Raw genomic sequence first — 24,528 nt, 5'->3', positions numbered from 1 at the left:
TCTAAGGCTTGTTTCCTAGATTCAAATGGCTCTAGTTCCTCTATCTAATAGAAATAGCTAGGTCTGCTGGCCTAGCTTTTGGTTCAAAGTAGAGAAAGGAATATCATGGCAAATCATTTCCGTATGGATCGTGTGGGCATGGAAATCAAGCGTGAAGTCAATGAGATTTTGCAAAAGAAAGTCCGTGATCCGCGTGTCCAAGGCGTGACCATCACAGATGTTCAGATGCTAGGTGACTTGTCTGTTGCCAAAGTTTACTACACCATTTTGAGTAACCTTGCTTCGGATAACCAAAAAGCTCAAATCGGGCTTGAAAAAGCAACTGGTACCATCAAACGTGAACTTGGTCGCAATTTGAAATTGTACAAAATCCCAGATTTGACCTTCGTCAAAGACGAGTCCATCGAGTATGGAAACAAGATTGACGAAATGCTACGCAATCTGGATAAGAACTAAGAAGAGGGGTAACCCTCTTTTTTGGTGGGTGAAAATAGGTGGAATTTGAAATGGAAAAATATTCTTTTAAAAAAGGGATTCTGTATTTTTAAATGTTAACTAATCAGAAAATACTTTTTTTTTTTAGCAAATATGATATGATGATTTCATAAATAAAAGGAGATTCTATCAATGAATAATGTAAAAAAAGTTTGTCGTTTAGCTTTGCTATGTCTTTCCGTCTCTACTCTAGTTGCTTGTAGTTCTCTTTCTGAAAAAACAAGCAGCTCTTCTAGTGAGAATCAAACAGAAGCTTCATCTAGTAGTTCTGAGAAGAAAGGGTTGTTTGCTAAAGCAAAAGAAAAACTCAGTTCAAGCGATTTTAACCCACAAGATGTTAGCGATACGACAATTGAGTCTATAAAAACCTATGAAGATTACTTGATTATGAATGAGAAAATAATCGATAATTACTATACAGAAGCAGATGAAGCCTTTAAAGGGACTGTTTTAGAAGATAGCGCTGCTATCCAAGAACTAAAAGATAGCACTAAAAAAGAAATGGAAGATTTAAAAAAACAATATGGTCCATTAAAGAAAGCACCGATTCAAGGGAAAGAAGAAGTGATTAAGACTCTAAAAGATTATCGTGATAATCTACATGAACAAGTGGAGCAGTGGAAAGCTAGTCTTTAATAGGAAGAGTGGAGTTCAATATGGATTATCAATTATTGCCACATGAATATATGGTTATGAATAGTGACCATGTGAGTTTTGGGAAAAATGGTTTGTCTACAGATGAATTAATTTTAACGAATCTACACTTAATACATATCAAAAAAGGTTTTTGGGGAGGGAAAAAAGACCAAGTTACAATACCCATTAACCAGATTAAAATTTTTGAAGGGAAGCCTCAAGTTTCAGTAACCAAAACCAATGGTGTGAAACTGTTGGAAATTTATTATAATGGCGGGCAAGCTATCTTTTCATTTAATAATACTAAGGATACTGACAAGTGGGCTAGAAACATTATTAAATTGATTTCAGGTGATACAAGTAATTTTGAAACCTTGGGAGATAGTAGCTTGTTTGGAGCAGATGTTTTGGCAGAAACATTTAAGGATACATTTGACACTTTTAAAGCAGGGCTTGGGATTAAGGATGCAGAGCCAGAAAAGATTTCAACCAAGTGTAGCTTTTGTGGAGCACCTTTGTCAGGTCAAGTGAAGCAAACAGTGAGATGTGCCTATTGTGATATGGAGCAAAGTTTATAAGGGGGCAATTAAATGGGGTTGATAAAAGCAATCACAGATTCTATTGGTGGGACATTTGCAGATCAGTGGAAAGAAATTATCACAGTTCATGCTTTTGATGAACATACAGCTGTAAGTCCAGGTATTGTTCAAGAAAGTAATAATGGTAGGGGTGTCAATACGAAGGGATCTGTAGGTGTTATTTCGAACGGATCCAAGATTTTTATTCCAGAAAATACTGCTGCCTTTATCTTTAGTCAGTCTGGTATAGAGGAAATTATTACAGAACCAGGTGGATATGAATACCAAAATGGTGAGAGCAGTGTTTTTAACGGTGATGGATTGAAAAAGTCACTGTTTGACAATGTTGTTAATCGTGTTGGATTCGGAGGTCAAAGTGATCAGCAAAAACAGATTTGTTTTGTTAATTTGAGAGAAATTCGTGATATTAAATTTGGAACTCGCGGTCCAGTCATGTATAATGATTTGTTTCATGGGACAGATTTAGAAGTACGTGCTTTTGGAACATTTTCTATCCAAATTACAGATGCTAAGCAATTTATCACAAACTTTCTTCCTGCCAATGTGACTTATTATACCTTTGATAGCGCTCAAGCTAGATCACAAATAGTAACAGAGTTTCTTCAATCTTTTATTGTTGCACTTAATTCTTTGTCAACAACTTATCGTATTTCACAATTACCCTCACAAGCTGCAGTTCTTGCGGAACAAGTATCAAATGATGGACAGTATGCAGGGACTTGGAAAGAACGTTTTGGATTTGAGATTGTAAAAGTTGCCATTGCTAATATTGAGTTCTCACCAGAATCTAAGGAACTGGTTAAACAATTTTCATCAAATAAGATGAATTTAAAAGCTTATGATGATGTATCGCAGAAATCTTCTAATATTGCAGCACAACAAAAAATTGCATCAGGAGTAGAGCAACATGGTCTAGGTGATAGTGCTGGCATGATATTTGGAATGAATATGGCTCAAAGTTTAGATGGAAAAGCCATGAAACCAAGTCTATCATTAGATGAGCAAATCGAAGCACTTACAAAACTAAAATCTCTTTTAGATGCAGGTATATTATCTCAGGAAGAATTTGATCGAAAGAAAAAAGAAATTATGGATTTATAAGATGAAGCTCGAAAGTTCATAGTTAGTGTGTATTCAAGGAACATTTTAGGTGAGACAATAATAGACTATCATTCACAGATAGAATATCATGTTGTAAAGGTAGGGGTTGAATATTCGAGCTGTCTCTACAAAGACTATTAAAAATCTTTAACAAATAAGTTGCTAAGGATTTTTTGAAAATTTTTGAGGGGAATTTGAAAATACTTTAAAAGAGTATGCTATCATAGAATATAACTTACAGAAGTAAAAGGAGTTTGTATATGGCTGAACAAGAGTTGGCTATGCAAGTATTGCAACAAGTGGTGAAACTACCTGTTGTTAAGGTTGATCGTTCGAAATTTTTAGTGGATAAGTTTTCCAAAGAATTGGATCCACAGGACATTCCTACTTTATTAGAACAAGGCCCAACGTCTCTCTTATCTCAAGAAATCATAGATCGAGTGGCTAATGCCTGCATTAGGGATAATGTTTTATTGGCGAGTGGAACTTCTGTTTTGGCAGGATTACCTGGAGGGATTGCTATGGCAATTACCATTCCAGCTGATGTGGCTCAATTTTATGGTTTCTCTCTGAAATTGGCTCAAGAATTAGGTTATATTTATGGTTATGAGGATCTTTGGGCTTCTCGCGAGGAGTTGAGTGAAGATGCTCAAAATACCCTCTTGCTTTATCTAGGAGTCATGCTGGGGGTGAATGGAACCGCTGCTTTACTACGTGCTGGTGGTATAACAATTGCCAAACAGGTAATGAAAACAGTACCTAATAAAGCTTTAACAAAGACGCTTTGGTACCCTATTTTGAAAAAAGTCTTAAGAATATTTGGTGTGAATCTGACCAAGGGAGGGTTGGCCAAAGGAATGGGGAAATTCATACCTATCTTGGGAGGTATCATTTCAGGTGGTTTAACCTTTGCAACTATGAAACCGATGGGTGAAAGTTTGCAGAAAGAATTGTCTAAACTAGTCAATTATACTGAAGTTCAATATCAAGAAGATGTTGAAACAATCAGAAAAGAAGCTGAAATCATCGAAGGAGAGTAAAATGGGCCTTATAAAAACTCTAGCTAAAACTTACGGGAATTACTTTTTGACCATGCAAGGTGTAAAAGTCATGAAAACGATAAAGAAAGATGATAATGCCGTTGTCGGTTTTGGGAAACTCTTTATTGCAGACAAGCTAATGGATACGGCTCGGTGGCTCATCAAGCCAGAGGAGAGAGAATGAAATTTTTTTTGGGTCTTCTTGCTATTATTTTTATCAAACCAATTTTTGGGATTATGAAATTCCTGTGGATGATCATCTCTTTTGCAGTCCAATTGCTGTTTTACAAGCTATTATTTAAAATATTGGATTGGCTCTTTAAACTTTTTTAGGTCGTAATTCAAGTCGCAGAGAACTAGCAGGAACTCCACTGCTAGTTTTTTAATCTCTCTCCATATGGTATAATATAAGCAGTAAAATCATTTTAGAACATACAATGGAGGTCATCATGGACAATATCATCGATGTGTCAATTCCTGTTGCAGAAGTAGTGGACAAGCATCCAGAAGTCTTGGAAATCCTAGTGGAGCTTGGTTTTAAACCCCTTGCCAATCCCTTGATGCGCAATACTGTTGGTCGTAAAGTATCACTCAAACAAGGTTCTAAGCTGGAAGGAACTCCTATGGACAAGATTGTCCGCACGCTGGAAGCAAACGGCTACGAAGTGATTGGGTTAGACTAATGGCAGATGAACGGATTCATGTCCTGCGGGATATTTTGTTAGAATTGCACAATGGTGCCTCTCCTGAGTCGGTTCAGGAGCGTTTTGATGCGACCTTTGCGGGTGTCTCAGCCATCGAGATTTCCCTCATGGAGCATGAGCTGATGAACTCAGACTCAGGTGTCACCTTTGAAGATGTCATGGAACTCTGTGATGTCCATGCCAATCTTTTTAAAAATGCTATTAAAGGTGTCGAAGTAGAGGATACCGAGCATCCAGGTCACCCAGTTCGGGTCTTTAAGGAAGAAAATCTGGCCCTCCGTGCGGCCTTGATTCGCATTCGGAGATTGTTAGATACTTATGAATCTATGGAAGACGAGGAAATGCTGGCGGAGATGCGCAAGGGCTTGGTGCGTCAGATGGGACTTGTAGGTCAATTTGACATCCACTACCAGCGCAAGGAAGAGCTCTTTTTCCCCATCATGGAGCGCTATGGTCACGATTCACCTCCTAAAGTTATGTGGGGAGTGGATGATCAGATCAGGGAACTCTTTCAAACAGCTTTAGCGACAGCCAAGTCACTACCAGAAGTGCCGATTAGCACTGTAAAGGAAGATTTTGAAGCCTTTGCGACAGAGTTTGAAAGTATGATTTTCAAGGAAGAGTCCATCCTTCTTATGATTCTCCTTGAATCCTTTACTCAGGATGACTGGCTTCAGATTGCGGAGGAGAGCGATGCCTATGGTTATGCCATCATCCGTCCGTCAGAGAAATGGGTGCCAGAAAGACAGAGCTTTGTTGAGGAAAAGGGTGCAGAGGAACCTGTACAGCTAGACACTGCTGAAGGCCAAGTTCAACAAGTCATAGATACGCCAGAAGGTCAGTTTACCATTACCTTTACTCCTAAGGAAAAGGAAGCAGTGTTGGATCGCCATAGTCAGCAGTCTTTTGGGAATGGCTATCTATCGGTCGAGCAGGCCAATCTCATCCTCAATCACCTCCCTATGGAGATTACCTTTGTCAATAAAGACGATATTTTCCAGTATTACAATGACAATACGCCGGCTGATGAGATGATTTTCAAACGGACGCTGTCCCAAGTTGGGCGCAATGTTGAACTCTGTCATCCACCTAAATACTTGGACAAGGTCAAGACCATCATGAAGGGGCTTCGTGAGGGAAGCAAAGACAAGTATGAAATGTGGTTCAAGTCTGAATCGCGAGGCAAGTTTGTCCACATCACCTACGCAGCAGTGCACGATGAAAACGGAGAATTCCAAGGTGTGTTGGAGTATGTTCAGGATATTCAACCCTACCGTGAGATTGATACGGACTATTTCCGTGGATTAGAATAAGGAGAAAAGATGAGTTACGAACAAGAATTTATGAAGGAATTTGAAGCTTGGGTCAATACCCAAATCATGATTAACGACATGGCGCACAAGGAAAGCCAAAAAGTCTACGAAGAAGACCAAGACGAGCGTGCCAAAGATGCCATGATTCGCTACGAAAGCCGTTTGGATGCCTATCAGTTCTTACTTGGTAAGTTTGAAAACTTCAAGGCAGGTAAGGGATTCCATGATTTGCCAGATGGCTTGTTTGGTGAGCGAAATTATTAAACGAGATAGATTCTTGATTTTTTACTAAAATCTTGATAGAATATTTATATTAAATCCTTGTCAGAGCAGGGGTTTTTTATTGAAAGGATTTTATCATGTCAAAGAAACTCAATCGTAAAAAACAATTACGAAATAGCCTCCGTCGCGCAGGTGCCTTTTCAAGTACTGTTACTAAGGTTGTAGAAGAGACAAAAAAAGTCGTGAAACGTGCAGAACAGTCAGCAAGCCAAGCTGGTAAGGCTGTTTCTAAAAAAGTTGAACAAGCAGTAGAAGCTACCAAAGAGCAAGCTCAAAAAGTAGCCAATTCTGTAGAAGATTTTGCAGCAAACTTGGGTGGACTTCCACTTGATCGTGCCAAAACTTTCTATGATGAAGGCATCAAGTCTGCGTCAGATTTTAAAAACTGGACTGAAAAAGAACTCCTTGCCTTGAAAGGAATCGGCCCAGCTACCATCAAGAAATTGAAAGAAAATGGTATCAAATTCAAGTAATCTTTCTTGTCCCTTGCATTTCCGAAAGAATCTTGCTACAATAGAGCCATTAGAGGTGTTTTGAATCTCGCATTTTACAGAAAGTGGCGGCGCTGAGAAGTCCACAAATGTGTCAAAACTGGTTGCTAATGACTGAAAAATTGAAATAAAAGTGTCTTTTTGTTTTAAAGACGAGAGTTGCGGGCGTTGCCCGAATTTGGGTGGTACCGCGGATAAACACATTCGTCCCTGTCATGGATATGGCAGGGCTTTTCTTTTGTGTCTTAGGCAAAGGAGGTTGTCATGAAGCAATCTTTTAACACAAGTAAACTCTATTATGGTTTTCCTATCTTCATTTTGGGGTATCAGGATCAGAATTTTGGACACAATATTACGACCTGTAGCTCCTCTTATAGCCTGGGAGATTGGCTGGTCATCGGTGTTGGCACTGAGGAAAATGCGGCTGACCAGATTAAGTACTATCAGAAGTTCACCGTAAATATTCCTGATGAAAATCTCATGCTCGATATGGAGCAGGCTGGTTTTATCAGTCATCGGGAGAAACTGAAACACCTGGGGCTAGACTACGAGATTTCTGAACGGACTCAGGCACCGATTTTAGAGGATTGTCCAGTCGTATTGGACTGTCAGGTAGATCGGATTATCGAGGAAGATGGAATCTGTCATATTTTCGCTAAGATTGTTGAGCGACTTGCTGATCCAGATCTCTTGAATGAGAAAGGGCATTTTAAAAATGACCGTTTTTCACCGACTTACTTTATGGGGGACGGTCACCAGCGCGTTTATCGCTATTTAGATAACCGTGTTGACCCTATGGGGAGCTTCATAAAGAAAGCGAGGAAGAAGGATGTCAAGAGCTGAATTACCAGAACGCTTGGAAACAGAACGTCTCGTTTTACGAGTCCGTACTGTGGCGGATGCTGAGGATATCCATGCTTATGCAAGTCTCCCAGAAGTCTCTTACCCAGCTGGCTTTCTACCCGTCAAGACCTTGGAAGATGAGATTTATTATCTGGAGCTTATCCTTCCTGAGCGCAATGAGAAGGATAATCTTCCAGCTGGCTATGGGATCGTCGTCAAAGGAACCAATAAAGTCATTGGTTCTGTTGACTTCAATCACTGTCACGAAGATGATGTTCTCGAGCTCGGCTATACCTTGCACCCCGACTATTGGGGTCGAGGCTATGTACCAGAAGCAGCTCGTGCATTGATTGATCTAGCTTTTAGAGAACTAGGTCTTCATAAGATTGAGCTGACTTGTTTTGGTTATAATGTCCAAAGTCAACGAGTCGCAGAAAAACTTGGATTTACCCTCGAAGCTCGAATCCGAGACCGTAAAGATGCCCAAGGCAAGCGCTGTGATGATTTGAGATATGGCTTGCTGAGGAGTGAGTGGGAGGTGATTTGATGCATCTTTTCATTATTGGTGCTCCAGCCTCAGGAAAAATGACGATTGGTCAAGAACTATCTCGACTGACGGATGCTACCCTCTTTTATAACCATCAAGCCATCGATTTTGCACTAGAAATCTATCAGGATTATACAGAGGAGATGTGGGAATTTGTTCGTGGAATTACCTTTTCTTTCCTTGGAGTAAGTGCAAGAAATCAGCGATCAGTAATTTTAACTGACGTAATTGATTTTTCAAATCAGTACCAGCTGATGTATTTAAAGCAAATTCAGGATTTATTGGATAACTTTCATCAAGAGATTCTGTTTGTTGAGTTGGAAACAAGTCTTGAAGAGCGTTTACGTCGAAATCAAACGGAGAACCGGTTGAAGCACAAGCCCTTGAAACGGCATATTGAGATATCTGAAAGAGAAATTTTAGAGACCGCTGAAACACTTCAATTAAATTCCCAACATCAACCGAATGAGTTGCACCACTACTTTAAAATAAATAATACGAATTTGTCTGCAGAAGAAGCTGCTAAGCAAATTCAAAATAAAATGAATTCAATAGAGAAAGGACAAACATATGTCTAAAGAACTTTCACCTAAATACAATCCAGCCGAAGTTGAGGCTGGTCGTTACCAAAAATGGCTTGACGCTGATGTTTTCAAGCCTTCAGGAGATCAAAAGGCTAAGCCTTATTCTATCGTTATTCCACCACCAAACGTAACTGGGAAGCTTCACCTTGGTCACGCTTGGGATACAACTTTGCAGGATATCATTATCCGTCAAAAACGTATGCAAGGTTTTGATACCCTTTGGCTTCCAGGGATGGACCACGCTGGGATTGCCACTCAGGCTAAGGTTGAGGAGCGTTTGCGTGGAGAGGGCATTACGCGTTATGACTTGGGTCGTGAAAAATTCCTAGAGAAAGTCTGGGAATGGAAAGACGAATATGCCACTACTATCAAGGAACAATGGGGCAAGATGGGGCTCTCTGTAGACTACTCTCGTGAGCGTTTCACTCTTGACGAAGGTTTGTCAAAAGCTGTTCGTAAGGTCTTTGTGGACCTTTACAAGAAAGGTTGGATCTACCGTGGTGAGTTTATCATCAACTGGGACCCAGCTGCTCGCACAGCCCTTTCTGATATCGAAGTTATCCACAAGGACGTAGAAGGTGCCTTCTATCACATGAACTACATGCTAGAAGACGGCTCACGCGCCCTTGAAGTGGCAACAACTCGTCCTGAGACTATGTTTGGGGATGTTGCCGTTGCGGTCAATCCAGAAGATCCACGCTACAAGGACCTGATTGGCAAAAACGTCATCCTTCCAATCGCTAATAAATTGATTCCAATCGTTGGGGACGAACACGCAGACCCTGAGTTTGGTACGGGTGTCGTGAAAATCACACCTGCCCACGATCCAAACGACTTCTTGGTTGGTCAACGTCATAATTTGCCACAAGTTAACGTCATGAACGACGACGGAACTATGAACGAGCTTGCCTTCGAATTTGCAGGCATGGACCGTTTTGAAGCTCGTAAGGCAGTCGTTGCTAAACTGGAAGAAATCGGTGCCCTTGTTAAAATCGAAAAACGTGTCCACAGTGTTGGTCACTCAGAACGTACCGGTGTTGTAGTTGAACCACGCTTGTCTACTCAATGGTTTGTTAAGATGGATCAATTGGCCAAAAATGCTATTGCTAACCAAGATACAGAAGACAAGGTAGAATTCTACCCACCTCGTTTCAACGATACCTTCCTCCAATGGATGGAAAATGTCCACGACTGGGTAATCTCTCGTCAGCTCTGGTGGGGTCACCAAATCCCTGCTTGGTACAATGCTGAGGGTGAAATATATGTCGGCGAAGAAGCTCCAGAAGGTGACGGATGGACTCAGGACGAAGATGTCTTGGATACTTGGTTCAGTTCTGCCCTTTGGCCATTCTCAACTATGGGCTGGCCTGATGTCGACTCAGAAGACTTCAAACGTTACTTCCCAACTTCAACCTTGGTTACTGGTTACGACATCATCTTCTTCTGGGTATCTCGTATGATCTTCCAATCCTTGGAGTTCACTGGCCGTCAACCATTCCAAAACGTCCTTATCCACGGTCTCATCCGTGACGAGCAAGGACGCAAGATGTCGAAATCTCTCGGTAACGGGATTGACCCGATGGATGTCATCGAGAAATATGGTGCCGATGCCCTTCGTTGGTTCCTTTCAAACGGTTCTGCACCAGGTCAAGACGTGCGCTTCTCTTACGAGAAAATGGATGCTTCATGGAACTTCATCAACAAGATCTGGAACATCTCTCGCTACATCCTCATGAATAATGAAGGATTGACCCTTGAGCAAGCAACTGCCAATGTGGAAAAAGTTGTCAACAAGGAAGCTGGAAATGTCACTGACCGCTGGATTCTCCACAACCTCAATGAAACGATCGGAAAAGCAACTGCCAACTTTGATAAGTTTGAGTTTGGTGTCGCTGGACACATCTTCTACAACTTCATCTGGGATGAGTTTGCGGACTGGTATGTTGAGTTGACTAAGGAAGTCCTTTATAGTGATAATGAAGAAGAGAAAGTCATCACACGCTCTGTTCTCCTTTATACTTTGGACAAGATTCTTCGTCTCCTTCACCCAATCATGCCATTCGTGACAGAGGAAATCTTTGGACAAATCTCAGAAGGTTCTATCGTTACAGCAGAATACCCAACTGTCAACTCAGCCTTTGAAGACCTTGCTGCCCACACTGGTGTGGAAAGTCTTAAAGACTTGATTCGTGCAGTTCGTAATGCGCGTGCAGAAGTAAACGTAGCTCCAAGCAAGCCAATCACCATCCTTGTTAAGACAAGCGATAGTGACTTGGAAGCCTTCTTTAACAGCAATGTCAACTACATCAAACGCTTCACAAATCCAGAACACCTGGAAATCGCATCAACTATTCCTGCACCTGAACTCGCTATGTCAAGCGTCATCACAGGAGCAGAAATCTACCTGCCACTCGCTGACCTCCTCAATGTCGAAGAAGAACTCGCTCGTCTCGACAAGGAACTGGCTAAATGGCAAAAAGAACTGGATATGGTCGGTAAGAAGCTCTCTAACGAACGCTTCGTAGCCAACGCCAAACCAGAAGTCGTCCAAAAAGAACGCGACAAACAAGCCGACTACCAAGCCAAATACGACGCGACCGTAGCACGTATTAATGAGATGAAGAAGTTGGTGAAATAAACACAGAAACACGGTGATGATCCGTGTTTTTTTGGTATAATAAAATCAATATCTATTGATGGAGAAAGTGATGTCTAAGCACCCGCATTATGAATTGTTAAATTTAATTGGCTACGGTCTTGCCAAGTTTGACAAGCTTTTTATAAAAGAATTTCAATGTTCTAGCAAGTCGGAGTTTTATCGCTATGTGGTTTCTCTGGGAATTGCTGAAACAACTGGAGTTGTAAAAAATAGAATGGATTTATTTGATCCTTATTTTGACAATAATCGAAAAGGTTGGTGGCAGAAAGCTGAAGTTTACCGTTTTCGTAAAGATTTAATTGATATGATGTTTGGAAATGAAGATGTTCATAGTTATGCTGAAATAGTTAAAATGTTACTTGCCAGTGAAGGGAAGCAAATGGGTATTACAACTATTGAAAAGCCAATTATTCGAACTAAATTCAAACGTCTACAAGAAACTGGAATGGAAGCAGAGAATTATTTTATCCTTCATTTTGATAAAGAAGAAAAATTTCAAGGTGGACTATTGACCGATGCCCGTCTTTATGGTGATGGATATGACTTTCAAGTAGATGTGCAAGATCATTCCTATCTTGCCGAAGTTAAAGGAATTCGAAAATCTAAGGGTCGCATTCGATTGACTGCCAGAGAATATGAAAAAGCCAAAGAGTTTAAATCAGATTTTATTTTATCCTTAGTTACTAACCTAGATGATATTCCCAAGCTAGTGTTAATTGATAATCCTTTGAATCATTTTGAATTCCAAAAGAGCATCATAAAAAATGAAGTCATAGAATATAGAAGCTTAGAAGATTTGTATTAGTTCTCCCCCTTAACCTTTGACTATTCTGCAAAATTATCGTAAAATAAAGAGTAAATGATAAAATGAGGTCAGAGTCTGTTCGCTCTGGCGATAGTAGTATAAATGAGGAGAAACGCTTTGGAATTAGAAGTATTTGCTGGGCAAGAAAAAAGTGAACTATCTATGATTGAGGTAGCGCGTGCTATCTTGGAACTTCGTGGTCGCGATCATGAGATGCATTTTAGCGATCTTGTAAACGAAATTCAAAATTACCTTGGAACATCAAACAGCGATATCCGTGAAGCCTTGCCTTTGTTCTACACAGAGTTGAACTTTGACGGTAGCTTCATCTCACTTGGAGACAACAAATGGGGGCTTCGTTCATGGTATGGTGTGGACGAAATCGACGAAGAAATCATTGCTCTTGAAGAAAATGATGACGATGAAGTAGCACCAAAAGCTAAGAAAAAACGCGTCAATGCCTTCATGGATGGTGATTCAGATGCTATTGACTACAATGCAGATGATCCAGAAGACGAAGATGCATACGAAGCAGATCCAGCTCTTTCATATGATGATGAAAATCCAGATGATGAGAAAAATGAAGTTGAAGCTTACGACGCAGAAATCAACGAAATCGCCCCTGATGACTTGGGTGAAGACGTGGATCTCAACGAAGAAGACGATGAGTTTTCAGATGATGATACTGAAAACATCGAGGAATAAAAGTTAGCTATTGACAATTGTCCTATTTTTAGGTATCATATTGTTCGGGCACCTCTTTTAGAGGTCGGGGCTCCCTAGTTCTTAGGGAGCTATTTTTGTTTTTTCAAGAAGTTATCTTCTTGTATTTTAGTTGTGAATCTGGTGCAGTCGTCCCAGATTATTCTTATTAGTAGGGTCTTGTTTTCTATGTCCCCTCGTAGTGAACAAGGCCATGAGCATTTTAGAAAGAGGAATCTATGTCTACGAAATATATTTTTGTAACTGGTGGTGTGGTATCGTCTATTGGGAAAGGGATTGTCGCAGCGAGTCTGGGCCGTCTCTTGAAAAATCGTGGTCTCAAAGTAACCATTCAAAAATTTGACCCTTATATCAATATCGATCCGGGAACTATGAGTCCTTATCAGCACGGGGAAGTTTTTGTGACAGATGACGGAGCTGAGACTGATTTGGACTTGGGTCACTATGAACGCTTCATCGATATCAATCTGAACAAATATTCTAACGTGACAACTGGTAAAATTTACAGTGAAGTTCTTCGTAAAGAACGCCGTGGAGAATATCTTGGGGCAACTGTTCAGGTCATTCCTCATATCACAGATGCTTTGAAAGAAAAAATCAAGCGTGCCGCTCTAACGACAGACTCTGATGTCATTATCACAGAGGTCGGTGGAACCGTTGGAGATATCGAGTCCTTGCCATTCCTAGAGGCCCTTCGTCAGATGAAGGCAGATGTGGGGGCAGATAATGTCATGTATATCCATACAACCTTGCTTCCCTACCTCAAGGCTGCTGGTGAAATGAAAACCAAACCAACCCAACACTCTGTCAAAGAATTGCGTGGCTTGGGAATCCAACCAAATATGTTGGTTATTCGTACAGAAGAGCCAGCTGGTCAAGGAATTAAAAACAAACTGGCCCAGTTCTGTGATGTGGCACCAGAAGCCGTTATCGAATCGTTGGATGTTGAACACCTTTACCAAATTCCACTGAACTTGCAGGCGCAAGGTATGGACCAAATTGTCTGTGATCATTTGAAATTAGACGCACCAGTAGCGGATATGACAGAGTGGTCAGCTATGGTGGACAAGGTCATGAACCTCAAGAAACAAGTCAAGATTTCCCTTGTTGGTAAGTATGTTGAGTTGCAAGATGCCTACATTTCTGTGGTTGAAGCCTTGAAACACTCTGGTTATGCCAACGACGCAGAAGTGAAAATCAATTGGATCAATGCAAATGATGTGACAGCAGAGAATGTGGCAGAGCTTTTGTCTGATGCGGACGGAATCATCGTACCAGGAGGTTTTGGCCAACGTGGTACGGAAGGGAAAATACAAGCCATCCGTTATGCGCGTGAGAATGATGTTCCAATGTTGGGTGTCTGCTTGGGAATGCAGTTGACTTGTATCGAGTTTGCACGTCACGTTTTGGGTCTTGAAGGGGCGAATTCTGCAGAACTTGCACCAGAAACAAAATACCCTATCATTGATATCATGCGTGATCAGATTGATGTTGAGGATATGGGGGGAACCCTTCGTTTGGGACTTTATCCGTCTAAGTTGAAACGTGGATCTAAGGCTGCAGCTGCTTATCACAATCAAGAAGTGGTGCAACGCCGCCACCGTCACCGTTATGAGTTTAACAACGCCTTCCGTGAGCAGTTTGAGGCAGCAGGCTTTGTCTTCTCAGGAGTTTCTCCAGACAATCGTTTGGTCGAAATCGTGGAAATTCCTGAAAATAAATTCTTTGTAGCGTGTCAGTATCACCCTGAACTGTCAAGCCGTCCAAATCGTCCAGAAGAACTCTACACTGCCTTTATTACTGCAGCTGTTGAGAATAGTAATTAGCTAAATCAAAACCTTTGAGAAGAATCTCAGAGGTTTTTTGCTTGCATATTTAGGATAATATTTGCAAAATAAAAACATAGTGATATAATTAACATAACAAAAGTTAAGGAGGATTTACAATGAAAAAAATCACACTATTTGGTTTGTCTCTAGCAGGCCTAGCTTTACTGACTTTTCCTCATTCAGGTCAGGCATTCGAGCTAAAAGAAGAATGGGTTGTTAAATGTGGAGTTCAGTATCAAGATGGCAACATTCTCCGATTTAATAATGGCCATGAAGTGGATATTAAAGTATTGGATTTGCCAAAAACCGAGAAAATCGAGTGGACGGTTAGTCTCAATGGTCAAGATCAGACTGTCAATTTCCTAGGTCAAGAAAAGGACAAGTCTATGATCGGGGAAGAAGGGCGTTACCTGAATTTCTATGTTCCATATGGCTATAGAGGAGATATCAAGGTCGAGGCTAAGAGCGGAAACGAAGTAAAGACCTGGTCAACGAAAGTTGTGGATGATATTCATAATGATAGTGGAAAGAGAGGCTACTACCATATTAAAGAATCAAATGATCAATACACCTACCTCGATGCTAAATGGGATTATCAAACCAAGACTTACACTGCTACTTTACCAGAGACTGTTAATGGTCAAAAAGTTTTTGCTTGGGCAAATTATGATAATGACGAGTTGAAACTAGAAAAACTAAAATCTATCAGTCATAAATATGATGGAGGAGCTTTCAAAGAACTTTATCCGATTGTAAAAGCAGAAAGCTGGTTAAAATCAAACCAAAACTGGTACTATCAAAAACAAGGTCAATTAGTGCAGAAGGATTGGGTTTATGACAAGGGAACTTGGTACTTTATGAATGATAAAGGAGTCATGTTCAATCAAACTTGGCTTTATCAAGGTAACAACTGGTATGCCTTTAAATCATCAGGAGCCATGATTGCGAGTGACTGGCTTTACGATCAAGGCAAGTGGTACTATTTATCAACTTCAGGAACCATGAAAGCAAGCGCTTGGGTTTATGACAAGGGAGAATGGTATTATGTAAGTTCTTCTGGTGCCATGCTAGCGAATGATTGGGTCAAAGATAATGGCAAGTGGTATTATCTGGCTTCATCAGGTAAGATGCTTCGCAATACCTACACGCCTGATGGTTACTACGTTGGCAACTCAGGTGCCTGGCAATAAGAATAATACTCTTCGAAAATCTCTTCAAACCACGTCAGCTTTATCCACAACCTCAAAACGCTGCTTTGAGCAATCTGCGGCTAGCTTCCTAGTTTGCTCTTTGATTTTCATTGAGTATAAGAAGTCCTTTTCCTTAAAGGAAGGGGCTTTTTACTTGCTTTTTTTCTGTTTCCTCATTTGTCCTAAAGCCTTTTTTGTGTTAAAATGAATGGTATGAAAGCTAAAAAAATGTGGATGGCAGGCTTGGCTCTGCTAGGTATTGGAAGCCTTGCCCTTGCTACGAAAAAAGTTGCAGATGACCGTAAGCTCAGGAAGACTCAGGAAGAGTTGACAGCGATTGTGCGAGACCATTTTTCAGACATGGGGGAAATTGCGACCCTCTATGTTCAAGTCTATGAAAGCAGTCTAGAGAGCTTGGTTGGTGGCGTCATTTTTGAGGATGGCCGTCATTATACCTTTGTCTATGAACATGAAGACCTAGTCTATGAGGAGGAAGTCTTATGATACAACCAGCAAGTTTAGAAGAATTAGCATCCTTAGTAGAAAAAGATGGCAAGAAGGTCTTTCTTTTTGTAGCAGACTGGTGTGGTGATTGTCGTTATATCTATCCTGCCTTGCCAGAAATTGAGGAGACCAATCCAGAGTTCACCTTTATTCGAGTGGACCGAGACCAGTATATGGATTTGGCTAAACTCTGGGATGTTTACGGAATTCCTAGCCTTGTTGTTCTAGAAAAGGACAAGGAAATTGGCCGTTTTGTTAATCGAGACCGTAAAAGCAAGCAACAAATTAACGACTTTTTAGCAGGACTAAAATAGGAGAAAAAGGAAACAATGATTTTTACATATAATAAAGAACATGTCGGTGATGTCCTTATGATCATCGTGAAAAACAGCGGAGATGCCAAGTTGGACGTGGAGCGCAAAGGCAAGGTAGCTCGTGTTTTCCGCAAAGATAATGGGGAAACAGTGGCGTGGAATATTTTCGAAGTTTCAAGTTTGTTTGAAATTGCAGAGCGCGGTCAAGTCTTTTTGACAGATGAGCAAGTCGATCGTTTGAACCAAGAATTACAAACGGAAGCTTTTGAAGAAGAAATTGTCAATGACAAGGAGCCTAAGTTTGTTGTTGGTGAAATTGTCGAGATGGTAGCCCATCCAGATAGTGACCACCTCAACATCTGCCAAGTTGCAGTCGCTAGTGATAAGACTGTACAAATCGTTGCAGGAGCTCCCAATGCGCGTGTCGGGTTGAAAACCATTGTGGCTCTTCCTGGAGCAATGATGCCAAAAGGCAACCTCATTTTCCCAGGTGAACTTCGTGGTGAAAAGAGTTTTGGCATGATGTGTAGTCCTCGTGAATTGCATTTGCCAAATGCTCCGCAAAAACGTGGTATTATTGAATTATCAGAAGACCAAGTTGTCGGAACACCATTTGACCCAGCTAAACACTGGACTGCCTAAGAAGTTGTTAATATCTGATAGACTAGATAGAAGGAAATAAGATGGCAAAAAATGTTGTGATTACAGGGGCGACATCAGGAATCGGTGAAGCGATTGCGCGTGCTTATCTGGAGCAGGGTGAGAATGTTGTTTTAACAGGACGACGGATAGACAGACTAGAAACCCTCAAGTCGGAGTTTGCAGAAACTTTTCCAAATCAAACAGTTTGGACTTTTCCACTAGATGTCACGGATATGATCATGGTCAAGACTGTCTGCTCCGATATTCTAGAAACGATAGCTCAAATTGATATCTTGGTCAATAATGCTGGACTAGCTCTTGGCTTGGCTCCCTATCAAGACTATGAGGAGCTGGATATGTTGACAATGTTGGATACCAATGTCAAGGGTTTGATGGCAGTCACTCGCTGTTTCTTGCCAGCAATGGCAAAAGCCAATCAAGGGCATATCATCAATATGGGCTCAACCGCAGGAATTTATGCTTATGCAGGTGCAGCAGTTTATTCAGCTACCAAGGCAGCAGTTAAGACTTTTTCAGATGGACTGCGAATTGATACCATCGCAACGGATATCAAGGTGACAACTATTCAGCCTGGAATTGTCGAAACAGATTTTTCGACGGTACGTTTTCACGGTGATAAAGAACGAGCTGCGTCCGTTTACCAAGGAATCGAAGCCTTGCAGGCACAAGATATCGCTGATACAGTTATCTATGTGACCAGTCAACCTCGTCGTGTGCAGATTACAGATATGACCATTATGGCCAATCAACAGGCGACAGGTTTCATGATTCATAAAAAATAAGAAATTTCCTCGAAAAGTTACAAATTTCTGTAACTTTTTTTGATTTCTTACGAATAGATAAGTAGGAGGAAGAAAATATGTATAATAAAGTTATCTTGATTGGGCGTTTGACGTCCACACCAGAATTGCACAAAACCAACAATGACAAGTCAGTAGCGCGCGCAACTATCGCTGTGAACCGTCGTTACAAAGACCAAAACGGTGAACGTGAAGCTGACTTTGTCAATATGGTTCTATGGGGCAGACTAGCAGAAACCTTGGCAAGCTACGCAACTAAAGGAAGTCTCATTTCCGTTGATGGGGAATTACGTACTCGTCGTTTTGAGAAAAATGGCCAGATGAACTATGTGACCGAAGTACTTGTTACAGGATTCCAACTTTTGGAAAGTCGTGCCCAACGAGCCATGCGTGAAAATAATGCCGGACAGGATTTGGCAGATTTGGTCTTGGAAGAGGAAGAATTGCCATTTTAAGCATTAAAAAGTCTGAGTTACTCTCAGGCTTTTTATCTTGAGAAAGTCAGACTTTTTTCTTGACTATTTCTGACCAAGTGATACAATAGAACTATAAATTAGCACTCATATATAAAGAGTGCTAATAATATGTAGTTCATCATGGAGGAAAACAGATGTTGAAACCATTAGGAGACCGTGTGGTCTTGAAAATCGAAGAAAAAGAACAAACTGTTGGAGGTTTTGTCCTTGCAGGCTCAGCCCAAGAAAAAACAAAAACAGCCAAAGTTGTAGCTACTGGACAAGGTGTTCGTACCTTGAACGGTGACTTGGTTGCTCCAAGTGTTAAAGCTGGAGACCGTGTCTTAGTTGAAGCCCACGCAGGTATTGATGTCAAAGACGGCGATGAAAAGTACATCATCGTAGGCGAAGCTAACATCTTGGCTATCATTGAAAAATAGAAGGAGAAAGTAAGTATGTCAAAAGAAATTAAATTTTCATCAGATGCCCGTTCAGCTATGGTTCGTGGTGTCGATATCCTTGCAGATACTGTTAAAGTAACCTTGGGACCAAAAGGTCGTAACGTTGTGTTGGAAAAATCATTTGGTTCACCACTCATCACAAATGACGGTGTAACTATTGCCAAAGAAATCGAATTGGAAGACCATTTTGAAAATATGGGTGCCAAATTGGTATCAGAAGTAGCTTCAAAAACCAACGATATCGCAGGTGACGGAACGACAACTGCAACAGTCTTGACCCAAGCAATTGTCCGCGAAGGAATCAAAAACGTCACAGCAGGTGCCAATCCAATCGGTATTCGTCGAGGGATTGAAACAGCAGTTACTGCAGCAGTTGAAGCTTTGAAAAACAACGCTATCCCTGTTGCCAACAAAGAAGCTATCGCTCAGGTTGCTGCCGTCTCTTCTCGTTCCGAAAAAGTAGGTGAATACATCTCTGAAGCCATGGAAAAAGTTGGTAAAGACGGAGTCATTACCATCGAAGAGTCACGTGGTATGGAAACAGAGCTTGAAGTCGTAGAAGGAATGCAGTTCGACCGTGGTTATCTTTCACAGTACATGGTGACAGATAGTGAAAAAATGGTGGCTGACCTTGAAAATCCATATATTTTGATTACTGATAAGAAGATTTCAAATATCCAAGAAATCTTGCCACTCCTAGAAAGTATTCTCCAAAGCAATCGTCCACTCTTGATTATTGCGGATGATGTTGATGGCGAAGCTCTTCCAACTCTTGTTTTGAACAAGATTCGTGGAACCTTCAACGTAGTAGCCGTTAAGGCACCTGGTTTTGGTGACCGTCGCAAAGCTATGCTCGAAGATATCGCCATCTTAACAGGCGGAACAGTTATCACAGAAGACCTAGGTCTTGAGTTGAAAGATGCGACAATTGAAGCTCTTGGTCAAGCAGCGAGAGTAACTGTGGACAAAGATAGCACGGTTATCGTAGAAGGTGCTGGAAATCCTGAAGCGATTTCTCACCGTGTTGCAGTTATCAAGTCTCAAATCGAAACCACAACTTCTGAATTTGATCGTGAAAAATTGCAAGAACGCTTGGCAAAATTGTCAGGTGGTGTAGCGGTTATTAAGGTTGGAGCCGCAACTGAAACTGAGTTGAAAGAAATAAAACTCCGCATTGAAGATGCCCTCAACGCTACTCGTGCAGCTGTTGAAGAAGGAATCGTTGCAGGTGGTGGAACAGCCCTTGTAAATGTTATCCCAGCCGTGGCTGATTTGGAATTAACAGGAGACGAAGCAACAGGCCGCAATATTGTTCTCCGTGCATTGGAAGAACCAGTCCGTCAAATTGCCCACAATGCAGGATTTGAAGGATCTATCGTTATCGATCGTTTGAAGAATGCTGAGCTTGGTACAGGCTTCAACGCAGCAACTGGCGAGTGGGTCAACATGATTGAACAAGGGATTATCGACCCAGTTAAAGTGAGCCGTTCAGCCCTACAAAATGCAGCATCTGTAGCCAGCTTGATTTTGACAACAGAAGCAGTCGTAGCTAATAAACCAGAACCAGCAGCTCCGGCTCCAGCCATGGATCCAAGCATGATGGGTGGCATGATGTAAGCTTTCTATAGAAAACAACTTATAAAAAACACAAAAGGAGGGAATGTCTATTCCTCCTTTTTATGATATTCACTTCTAAATTGATTTGAGCTCTCCTAACTTATATGATAAAATAAGACTAGAAAAAGGAGAAGAACATGATCGATGTAGAAGAAATTCTGAGCAAGATGAACCCCAATCAGAAGATTAATTATGACCGTGTCATGCAGAAGATGGTACAAATATGGGAGAAAAATGAGCAACGGCCAACCATTCTCATGCATGTTTGCTGTGCCCCTTGTAGTACCTATACACTAGAATATTTGACCAAGTATGCAGATGTGACTATCTATTTTGCTAATTCCAATATCCATCCCAAGGCAGAATACCATAAGCGGGCTTACGTCACCAAGAAATTTGTCAGTGATTTCAATGAGAGGACAGGAAATACGGTCCAGTATCTAGAAGCTCCCTACGAACCAAATGAATATCGTAAGTTAGTCAGAGGACTGGAAGAAGAGCCTGAAGGTGGCGACCGTTGCAAGGTTTGCTTTGACTACCGCCTGGATAAGACAGCACAAGTGGCTATGGACTTGGGATTTGACTACTTTGGCTCAGCCTTGACCATCAGTCCTCATAAGAATTCCCAAACCATTAACAGCATAGGAATCGATGTGCAAAAGATTTATACCACTCACTATCTTCCCAGTGATTTCAAGAAAAATCAAGGCTACAAACGTTCAGTAGAGATGTGTGAGGAGTATGATATCTATCGTCAATGTTATTGTGGATGCGTCTATGCAGCCCAGGCTCAGAATATTGATTTGGTTCAGGTTAAGAAAGATGCCACAGCTTTCTTGCTGGATAAGGATGTTGAAAAAGACTATTCCCATATCAAATTTACAGTTACAAAATTAGATATATAAGGATAAGCCCAGCTGTAAAGCTGGGTTTTTAAAATAAAAAAACCGGGGTCTTAACCCCAGTTTGACAACTTTACCGATTCTTTAGTTCTACATAGCGCTTGTACCAAATGTTTACATAGGCTTCCGAGAAAGGACCTCGTCCATTGTTAATCCAATCAACAAGAATTTTGACATGTTCTTTTAAAATATAGTCCAAGTCATCAGAATAATTCATTTTGCGTTTGTGACGCTCATACTCCTCAACGTCCAAGAGACGTTTCTCTCCATCTGTAAAAATTTTAACATCCAAATCGTAATCAATATACTTCAGTGCTTCTTCATCCAGATAGTAGGGGCTAGCCATATTGCAATAGTAGGAAATTCCATTATCGCGAATCATGGCAATGATATTAAACCAATATTTCTTGTGAAAGTAAACAATAGCCGGTTCTCGAGTGACCCAACGACGACCATCACTTTCGGTAACCAGTGTATGATCGTTGACACCAATAATGGCGTTTTCTGTTGTTTTTAGTACCATGGTGTCCCGCCAAGTTCGGTGGAGACTCCCATCATGCTTATAACTTTGAATTGTAATAAAGTCGCCTTCTTTTGGAAGCTTCATAACTAACCAACTTTCTACAATTTATAAGTTTATCGTTTACTATTGTACCATAAAATTACCTAAAATCTGTGAATTTTACATGAAAATATTAAAGATATTCTCTGAGAGCGCTTGCTATATCCGAAAAATCGTAGCCTTTTCGTGCTAAAACTTGGGTTAAACGCTGTTTAAGTTCGTATCCTTCATATTTTCGTGCATACTTGGCATATTGCTTATCAAGTTCCTTGAAGATGAGTTCCTGAGTCGTTTCTTGGTCAACTTGACTGTCCAACTCGTCAAAGGCACTTTTAGCATCAGAGTAAGAAAATCCCTTGTTAGTCAAGTTCTGGATAATCTTATCTTGCAAGGCACGAGCTGGAAGTTTTCCCTCATATTTTTTCAATAGTTTATTAGCTACACGTTGAGCAACTTCAGAAAAATCAAATTCTTTCAGTATCTCTTCTATAGTGGATTTTGAAATCCCTTTTTGTGTTAGTTTCTGAGTCAGTACATAAGGCCCCTTGTCTCCTGAAAGTTGATTGGCATTGATGATAGCATAAGCGTACTGAGCATCATTAATCCACTTATCTTTTTTAAGATTAATAATGACTTGAGAAAGGATGTTTTCATCAATATCGTATTTTTTCAGATATTCTCTGACTTCTTTTTCAGTGCGCGCTTTAAAGGATAGGTGGTAGAGAGCTAGATTCTTACCGTAAGAAAATTGAGCAAAGTCCTGTATCTCTTTCAATTCTTCTTGGCTTATAACCTTATCTCTTGATAACATAAAACGAACAATAGTATCTTCAGTAATGTAGCATTTGTCGTTATTATCAAGCTCCATCAGATAGAGTCTTTTTTTCTTTTCAAGTTTTGTGATTTTCATAGTTCTATTATAACTCAAAATGTGATAAGATAGGGGTATGAATCTGAAAGTGAAACAAAAAATACCATTAAAAATCAAGCGCATGGGAATTAATGGTGAGGGAATCGGCTTTTATCAAAAAACCTTAGTCTTTGTGCCTGGTGCTCTCAAAGGAGAAGATATCTATTGTCAGATTACTTCTATTAAACGTAACTTTGTTGAAGCAAAATTACTAAAGGTTAACAAGAAGTCTAAATTCCGTGTTGTACCAGCTTGTACTATTTACAATGAATGCGGAGGCTGCCAAATCATGCATCTGCATTATGATAAGCAGCTGGAGTTCAAGACGGACTTACTTCACCAAGCGCTAAAAAAATTTGCCCCTGCAGGATATGAAAATTATGAAATCCGCCCGACGATTGGAATGCAGGAACCCAAGTACTATCGTGCTAAGTTACAGTTTCAGACTCGAAAATTTAAAAATCAGGTCAAGGCGGGCTTATATGCACAAAACTCTCACTATTTAGTAGAGTTGAAAGACTGCCTGGTACAAGACAAGGAAACCCAAGTGATTGCTAATCGTCTAGCAGAATTACTTACTTATCACCAGATTCCAATTACGGATGAGAGAAAAGTTCTAGGTGTTAGAACTATAATGGTCCGACGAGCAAGAAAGACTGGACAGGTTCAGATTATTATTGTTACAAACCGTCAGCTTAATTTAACCCAACTAGTAAAAGATTTAGTTAAAGATTTTCCAGAAGTTGTGACAGTAGCTGTGAATACAAATACGGCTAAAACCAGTGAGATTTATGGTGAGAAGACAGAGATTATCTGGGGAGAAGAGAGTATTCAAGAAGGTGTTCTTGATTATGAATTTTCACTATCCCCTCGAGCATTCTATCAACTAAATCCTGAACAAACAGAAGTCCTCTATAGCGAGGCGGTAAAAGCGCTGGATGTTGATAAAGAAGACAATTTGATTGACGCTTATTGTGGAGTTGGAACGATTGGACTTGCCTTCGCAAAGAAAGTTAAAACACTCAGAGGTATGGATATTATTCCAGAAGCCATTGAAGATGCTAAGCGAAATGCTAAAAGAATGGGATTTGACAACACACATTACGAAGCAGGAACAGCGGAAGAGATTATTCCTCGCTGGTATAAGGAAGGCTACCGAGCAGATGCTTTGATTGTAGATCCACCACGTACAGGTCTGGATGACAAGTTATTAGATACAATTCTTACCTATGTACCAGAAAAAATGGTCTATATTTCTTGCAATGTTTCGACCTTGGCCCGTGATTTAGTAAGGTTAGTAGAAGTCTATGATATCCATTATATTCAGTCGGTCGATATGTTCCCACACACCGCTCGAACTGAAGCAGTGGTAAAATTAATTAAGAAAATTTAAAAAAGTAGTTGACAAAGTTTAAAAAGTGGGTATAATAGTAAGAGTTGAAAACAACTCTGGTCCGTTGGTCAAGGGGTTAAGACACCGCCTTTTCACGGCGGTAACA

At 40.6% G+C, this 24,528-nt stretch carries 29 protein-coding genes; 27 read left to right on the top strand and 2 right to left on the bottom strand.

The window, feature by feature from the left end:
* Window positions 1-105 precede the first annotated feature (105 nt).
* From rbfA to KUA57_RS07220, 26 genes are all read left to right on the top strand, one after another.
* Window positions 106-456 carry a 30S ribosome-binding factor RbfA gene (gene rbfA, locus KUA57_RS07345; RefSeq protein WP_020903129.1) on the top strand — a complete coding sequence of 117 codons (351 nt, stop codon included), beginning with the start codon at window positions 106-108 and terminating at the stop codon, window positions 454-456.
* A gap of 171 nt (window positions 457-627) precedes the next feature.
* Window positions 628-1,131, top strand: a complete 504-nt coding sequence (locus tag KUA57_RS07340; protein ID WP_001067003.1) for a hypothetical protein — start codon at window positions 628-630, stop codon at window positions 1,129-1,131.
* A gap of 20 nt (window positions 1,132-1,151) precedes the next feature.
* Window positions 1,152-1,709, top strand: a complete 558-nt coding sequence (locus KUA57_RS07335) for a C1 domain-containing protein (RefSeq protein WP_218493972.1) — start codon at window positions 1,152-1,154, stop codon at window positions 1,707-1,709.
* A gap of 12 nt (window positions 1,710-1,721) precedes the next feature.
* Window positions 1,722-2,831 carry an SPFH domain-containing protein gene (locus KUA57_RS07330; RefSeq protein ID WP_218493971.1) on the top strand — a complete coding sequence of 370 codons (1,110 nt, stop codon included), beginning with the start codon at window positions 1,722-1,724 and terminating at the stop codon, window positions 2,829-2,831.
* A 260-nt stretch (window positions 2,832-3,091) separates the two neighbouring features.
* A complete protein-coding gene (locus KUA57_RS07325; RefSeq protein WP_218493970.1) occupies window positions 3,092-3,871 on the top strand; it encodes a hypothetical protein in 780 nt (259 codons plus the stop codon).
* Between the two features lies 1 nt (window position 3,872).
* Window positions 3,873-4,055: a hypothetical protein gene (locus tag KUA57_RS07320; protein WP_218493969.1), complete on the top strand. Its 183-nt coding sequence runs from the start codon at window positions 3,873-3,875 to the stop codon at window positions 4,053-4,055.
* Between the two features lie 265 nt (window positions 4,056-4,320).
* The gene (locus KUA57_RS07315) at window positions 4,321-4,554 is read left to right on the top strand and encodes a DUF1858 domain-containing protein (RefSeq protein WP_000368739.1); all 234 of its coding nucleotides are present in this window, start codon (window positions 4,321-4,323) and stop codon (window positions 4,552-4,554) included.
* A complete protein-coding gene (locus tag KUA57_RS07310; RefSeq protein WP_218493968.1) occupies window positions 4,554-5,888 on the top strand; it encodes a DUF438 domain-containing protein in 1,335 nt (444 codons plus the stop codon). Before KUA57_RS07315 ends, KUA57_RS07310 begins: the two co-directional genes overlap by 1 nt.
* A gap of 9 nt (window positions 5,889-5,897) precedes the next feature.
* Complete coding sequence (locus tag KUA57_RS07305; RefSeq protein WP_000119706.1) at window positions 5,898-6,152, top strand: DUF1912 family protein; 255 nt, start codon at window positions 5,898-5,900, stop codon at window positions 6,150-6,152.
* Between the two features lie 95 nt (window positions 6,153-6,247).
* Window positions 6,248-6,643 carry a helix-hairpin-helix domain-containing protein gene (locus tag KUA57_RS07300; RefSeq protein ID WP_000038635.1) on the top strand — a complete coding sequence of 132 codons (396 nt, stop codon included), beginning with the start codon at window positions 6,248-6,250 and terminating at the stop codon, window positions 6,641-6,643.
* A 282-nt stretch (window positions 6,644-6,925) separates the two neighbouring features.
* A complete protein-coding gene (locus tag KUA57_RS07295; RefSeq protein WP_218493967.1) occupies window positions 6,926-7,504 on the top strand; it encodes a flavin reductase family protein in 579 nt (192 codons plus the stop codon).
* The gene (locus KUA57_RS07290; RefSeq protein WP_218493966.1) at window positions 7,491-8,051 is read left to right on the top strand and encodes a GNAT family N-acetyltransferase; all 561 of its coding nucleotides are present in this window, start codon (window positions 7,491-7,493) and stop codon (window positions 8,049-8,051) included. Before KUA57_RS07295 ends, KUA57_RS07290 begins: the two co-directional genes overlap by 14 nt.
* Window positions 8,051-8,629: an AAA family ATPase gene (locus tag KUA57_RS07285; RefSeq protein WP_218493965.1), complete on the top strand. Its 579-nt coding sequence runs from the start codon at window positions 8,051-8,053 to the stop codon at window positions 8,627-8,629. Before KUA57_RS07290 ends, KUA57_RS07285 begins: the two co-directional genes overlap by 1 nt.
* A complete protein-coding gene (locus KUA57_RS07280) occupies window positions 8,622-11,273 on the top strand; it encodes a valine--tRNA ligase (RefSeq protein WP_218493964.1) in 2,652 nt (883 codons plus the stop codon). The genes KUA57_RS07285 and KUA57_RS07280 overlap by 8 nt, the downstream gene beginning before the upstream one ends.
* A 70-nt stretch (window positions 11,274-11,343) precedes the next feature.
* On the top strand, window positions 11,344-12,099 hold the full coding sequence (locus tag KUA57_RS07275) for a protein NO VEIN domain-containing protein (protein WP_020903137.1): 756 nt from the start codon (window positions 11,344-11,346) through the stop codon (window positions 12,097-12,099).
* A 117-nt stretch (window positions 12,100-12,216) separates the two neighbouring features.
* Complete coding sequence (rpoE, locus tag KUA57_RS07270; protein ID WP_000418409.1) at window positions 12,217-12,804, top strand: DNA-directed RNA polymerase subunit delta; 588 nt, start codon at window positions 12,217-12,219, stop codon at window positions 12,802-12,804.
* A gap of 236 nt (window positions 12,805-13,040) precedes the next feature.
* Window positions 13,041-14,648, top strand: a complete 1,608-nt coding sequence (pyrG, locus tag KUA57_RS07265; protein ID WP_057487515.1) for a CTP synthase — start codon at window positions 13,041-13,043, stop codon at window positions 14,646-14,648.
* A 119-nt stretch (window positions 14,649-14,767) separates the two neighbouring features.
* Window positions 14,768-15,841 (top strand): N-acetylmuramoyl-L-alanine amidase family protein, encoded by a 1,074-nt coding sequence (locus tag KUA57_RS07260; protein ID WP_218493963.1) that lies wholly within the window; start codon window positions 14,768-14,770, stop codon window positions 15,839-15,841.
* A gap of 204 nt (window positions 15,842-16,045) precedes the next feature.
* Complete coding sequence (locus tag KUA57_RS07255; RefSeq protein ID WP_001013977.1) at window positions 16,046-16,345, top strand: DUF4651 domain-containing protein; 300 nt, start codon at window positions 16,046-16,048, stop codon at window positions 16,343-16,345.
* Window positions 16,342-16,659 carry a thioredoxin family protein gene (locus tag KUA57_RS07250; RefSeq protein WP_000615777.1) on the top strand — a complete coding sequence of 106 codons (318 nt, stop codon included), beginning with the start codon at window positions 16,342-16,344 and terminating at the stop codon, window positions 16,657-16,659. The genes KUA57_RS07255 and KUA57_RS07250 overlap by 4 nt, the downstream gene beginning before the upstream one ends.
* Window positions 16,660-16,674: 15 nt before the next feature.
* Window positions 16,675-17,301 carry a YtpR family tRNA-binding protein gene (ytpR, locus tag KUA57_RS07245; RefSeq protein ID WP_125447843.1) on the top strand — a complete coding sequence of 209 codons (627 nt, stop codon included), beginning with the start codon at window positions 16,675-16,677 and terminating at the stop codon, window positions 17,299-17,301.
* A 41-nt stretch (window positions 17,302-17,342) separates the two neighbouring features.
* Window positions 17,343-18,104 (top strand): SDR family NAD(P)-dependent oxidoreductase, encoded by a 762-nt coding sequence (locus tag KUA57_RS07240; RefSeq protein WP_125416425.1) that lies wholly within the window; start codon window positions 17,343-17,345, stop codon window positions 18,102-18,104.
* Between the two features lie 77 nt (window positions 18,105-18,181).
* Window positions 18,182-18,577, top strand: coding sequence for a single-stranded DNA-binding protein (locus tag KUA57_RS07235; protein WP_000282442.1), 396 nt, complete (start codon window positions 18,182-18,184; stop codon window positions 18,575-18,577).
* 155 nt (window positions 18,578-18,732) lie between these two features.
* The gene (gene groES / locus KUA57_RS07230; RefSeq protein WP_125430737.1) at window positions 18,733-19,017 is read left to right on the top strand and encodes a co-chaperone GroES; all 285 of its coding nucleotides are present in this window, start codon (window positions 18,733-18,735) and stop codon (window positions 19,015-19,017) included.
* 15 nt (window positions 19,018-19,032) lie between these two features.
* Window positions 19,033-20,655 (top strand): chaperonin GroEL, encoded by a 1,623-nt coding sequence (gene groL / locus KUA57_RS07225; protein WP_218493962.1) that lies wholly within the window; start codon window positions 19,033-19,035, stop codon window positions 20,653-20,655.
* Between the two features lie 137 nt (window positions 20,656-20,792).
* Window positions 20,793-21,560: an epoxyqueuosine reductase QueH gene (locus KUA57_RS07220; protein ID WP_076984767.1), complete on the top strand. Its 768-nt coding sequence runs from the start codon at window positions 20,793-20,795 to the stop codon at window positions 21,558-21,560.
* Window positions 21,561-21,630: 70 nt separating this feature from the next.
* Here the strand turns inward: KUA57_RS07220 and ntdP are convergent, their stop codons facing one another.
* Together ntdP and recX are read right to left on the bottom strand one after the other, a co-directional pair.
* The gene (gene ntdP, locus KUA57_RS07215; protein ID WP_000775316.1) at window positions 21,631-22,164 is read right to left on the bottom strand and encodes a nucleoside tri-diphosphate phosphatase; all 534 of its coding nucleotides are present in this window, start codon (window positions 22,162-22,164) and stop codon (window positions 21,631-21,633) included.
* 88 nt (window positions 22,165-22,252) lie between these two features.
* A complete protein-coding gene (gene recX / locus KUA57_RS07210) occupies window positions 22,253-23,029 on the bottom strand; it encodes a recombination regulator RecX (RefSeq protein ID WP_218493961.1) in 777 nt (258 codons plus the stop codon).
* Window positions 23,030-23,066: 37 nt separating this feature from the next.
* Between recX and rlmD the strand changes: the two genes are divergently transcribed.
* Entirely contained in the window at window positions 23,067-24,422 is a 1,356-nt protein-coding gene (gene rlmD / locus KUA57_RS07205; RefSeq protein WP_120719195.1) for a 23S rRNA (uracil(1939)-C(5))-methyltransferase RlmD, read from the top strand.
* The last annotated feature ends 106 nt before the right edge of the window (window positions 24,423-24,528 follow it).

Source organism: Streptococcus vulneris, from assembly GCF_019218685.1.
In the GTDB taxonomy this organism is placed as follows: domain Bacteria; phylum Bacillota; class Bacilli; order Lactobacillales; family Streptococcaceae; genus Streptococcus; species Streptococcus vulneris.
This window is presented reverse-complemented; position numbering and strand designations above follow the sequence as displayed.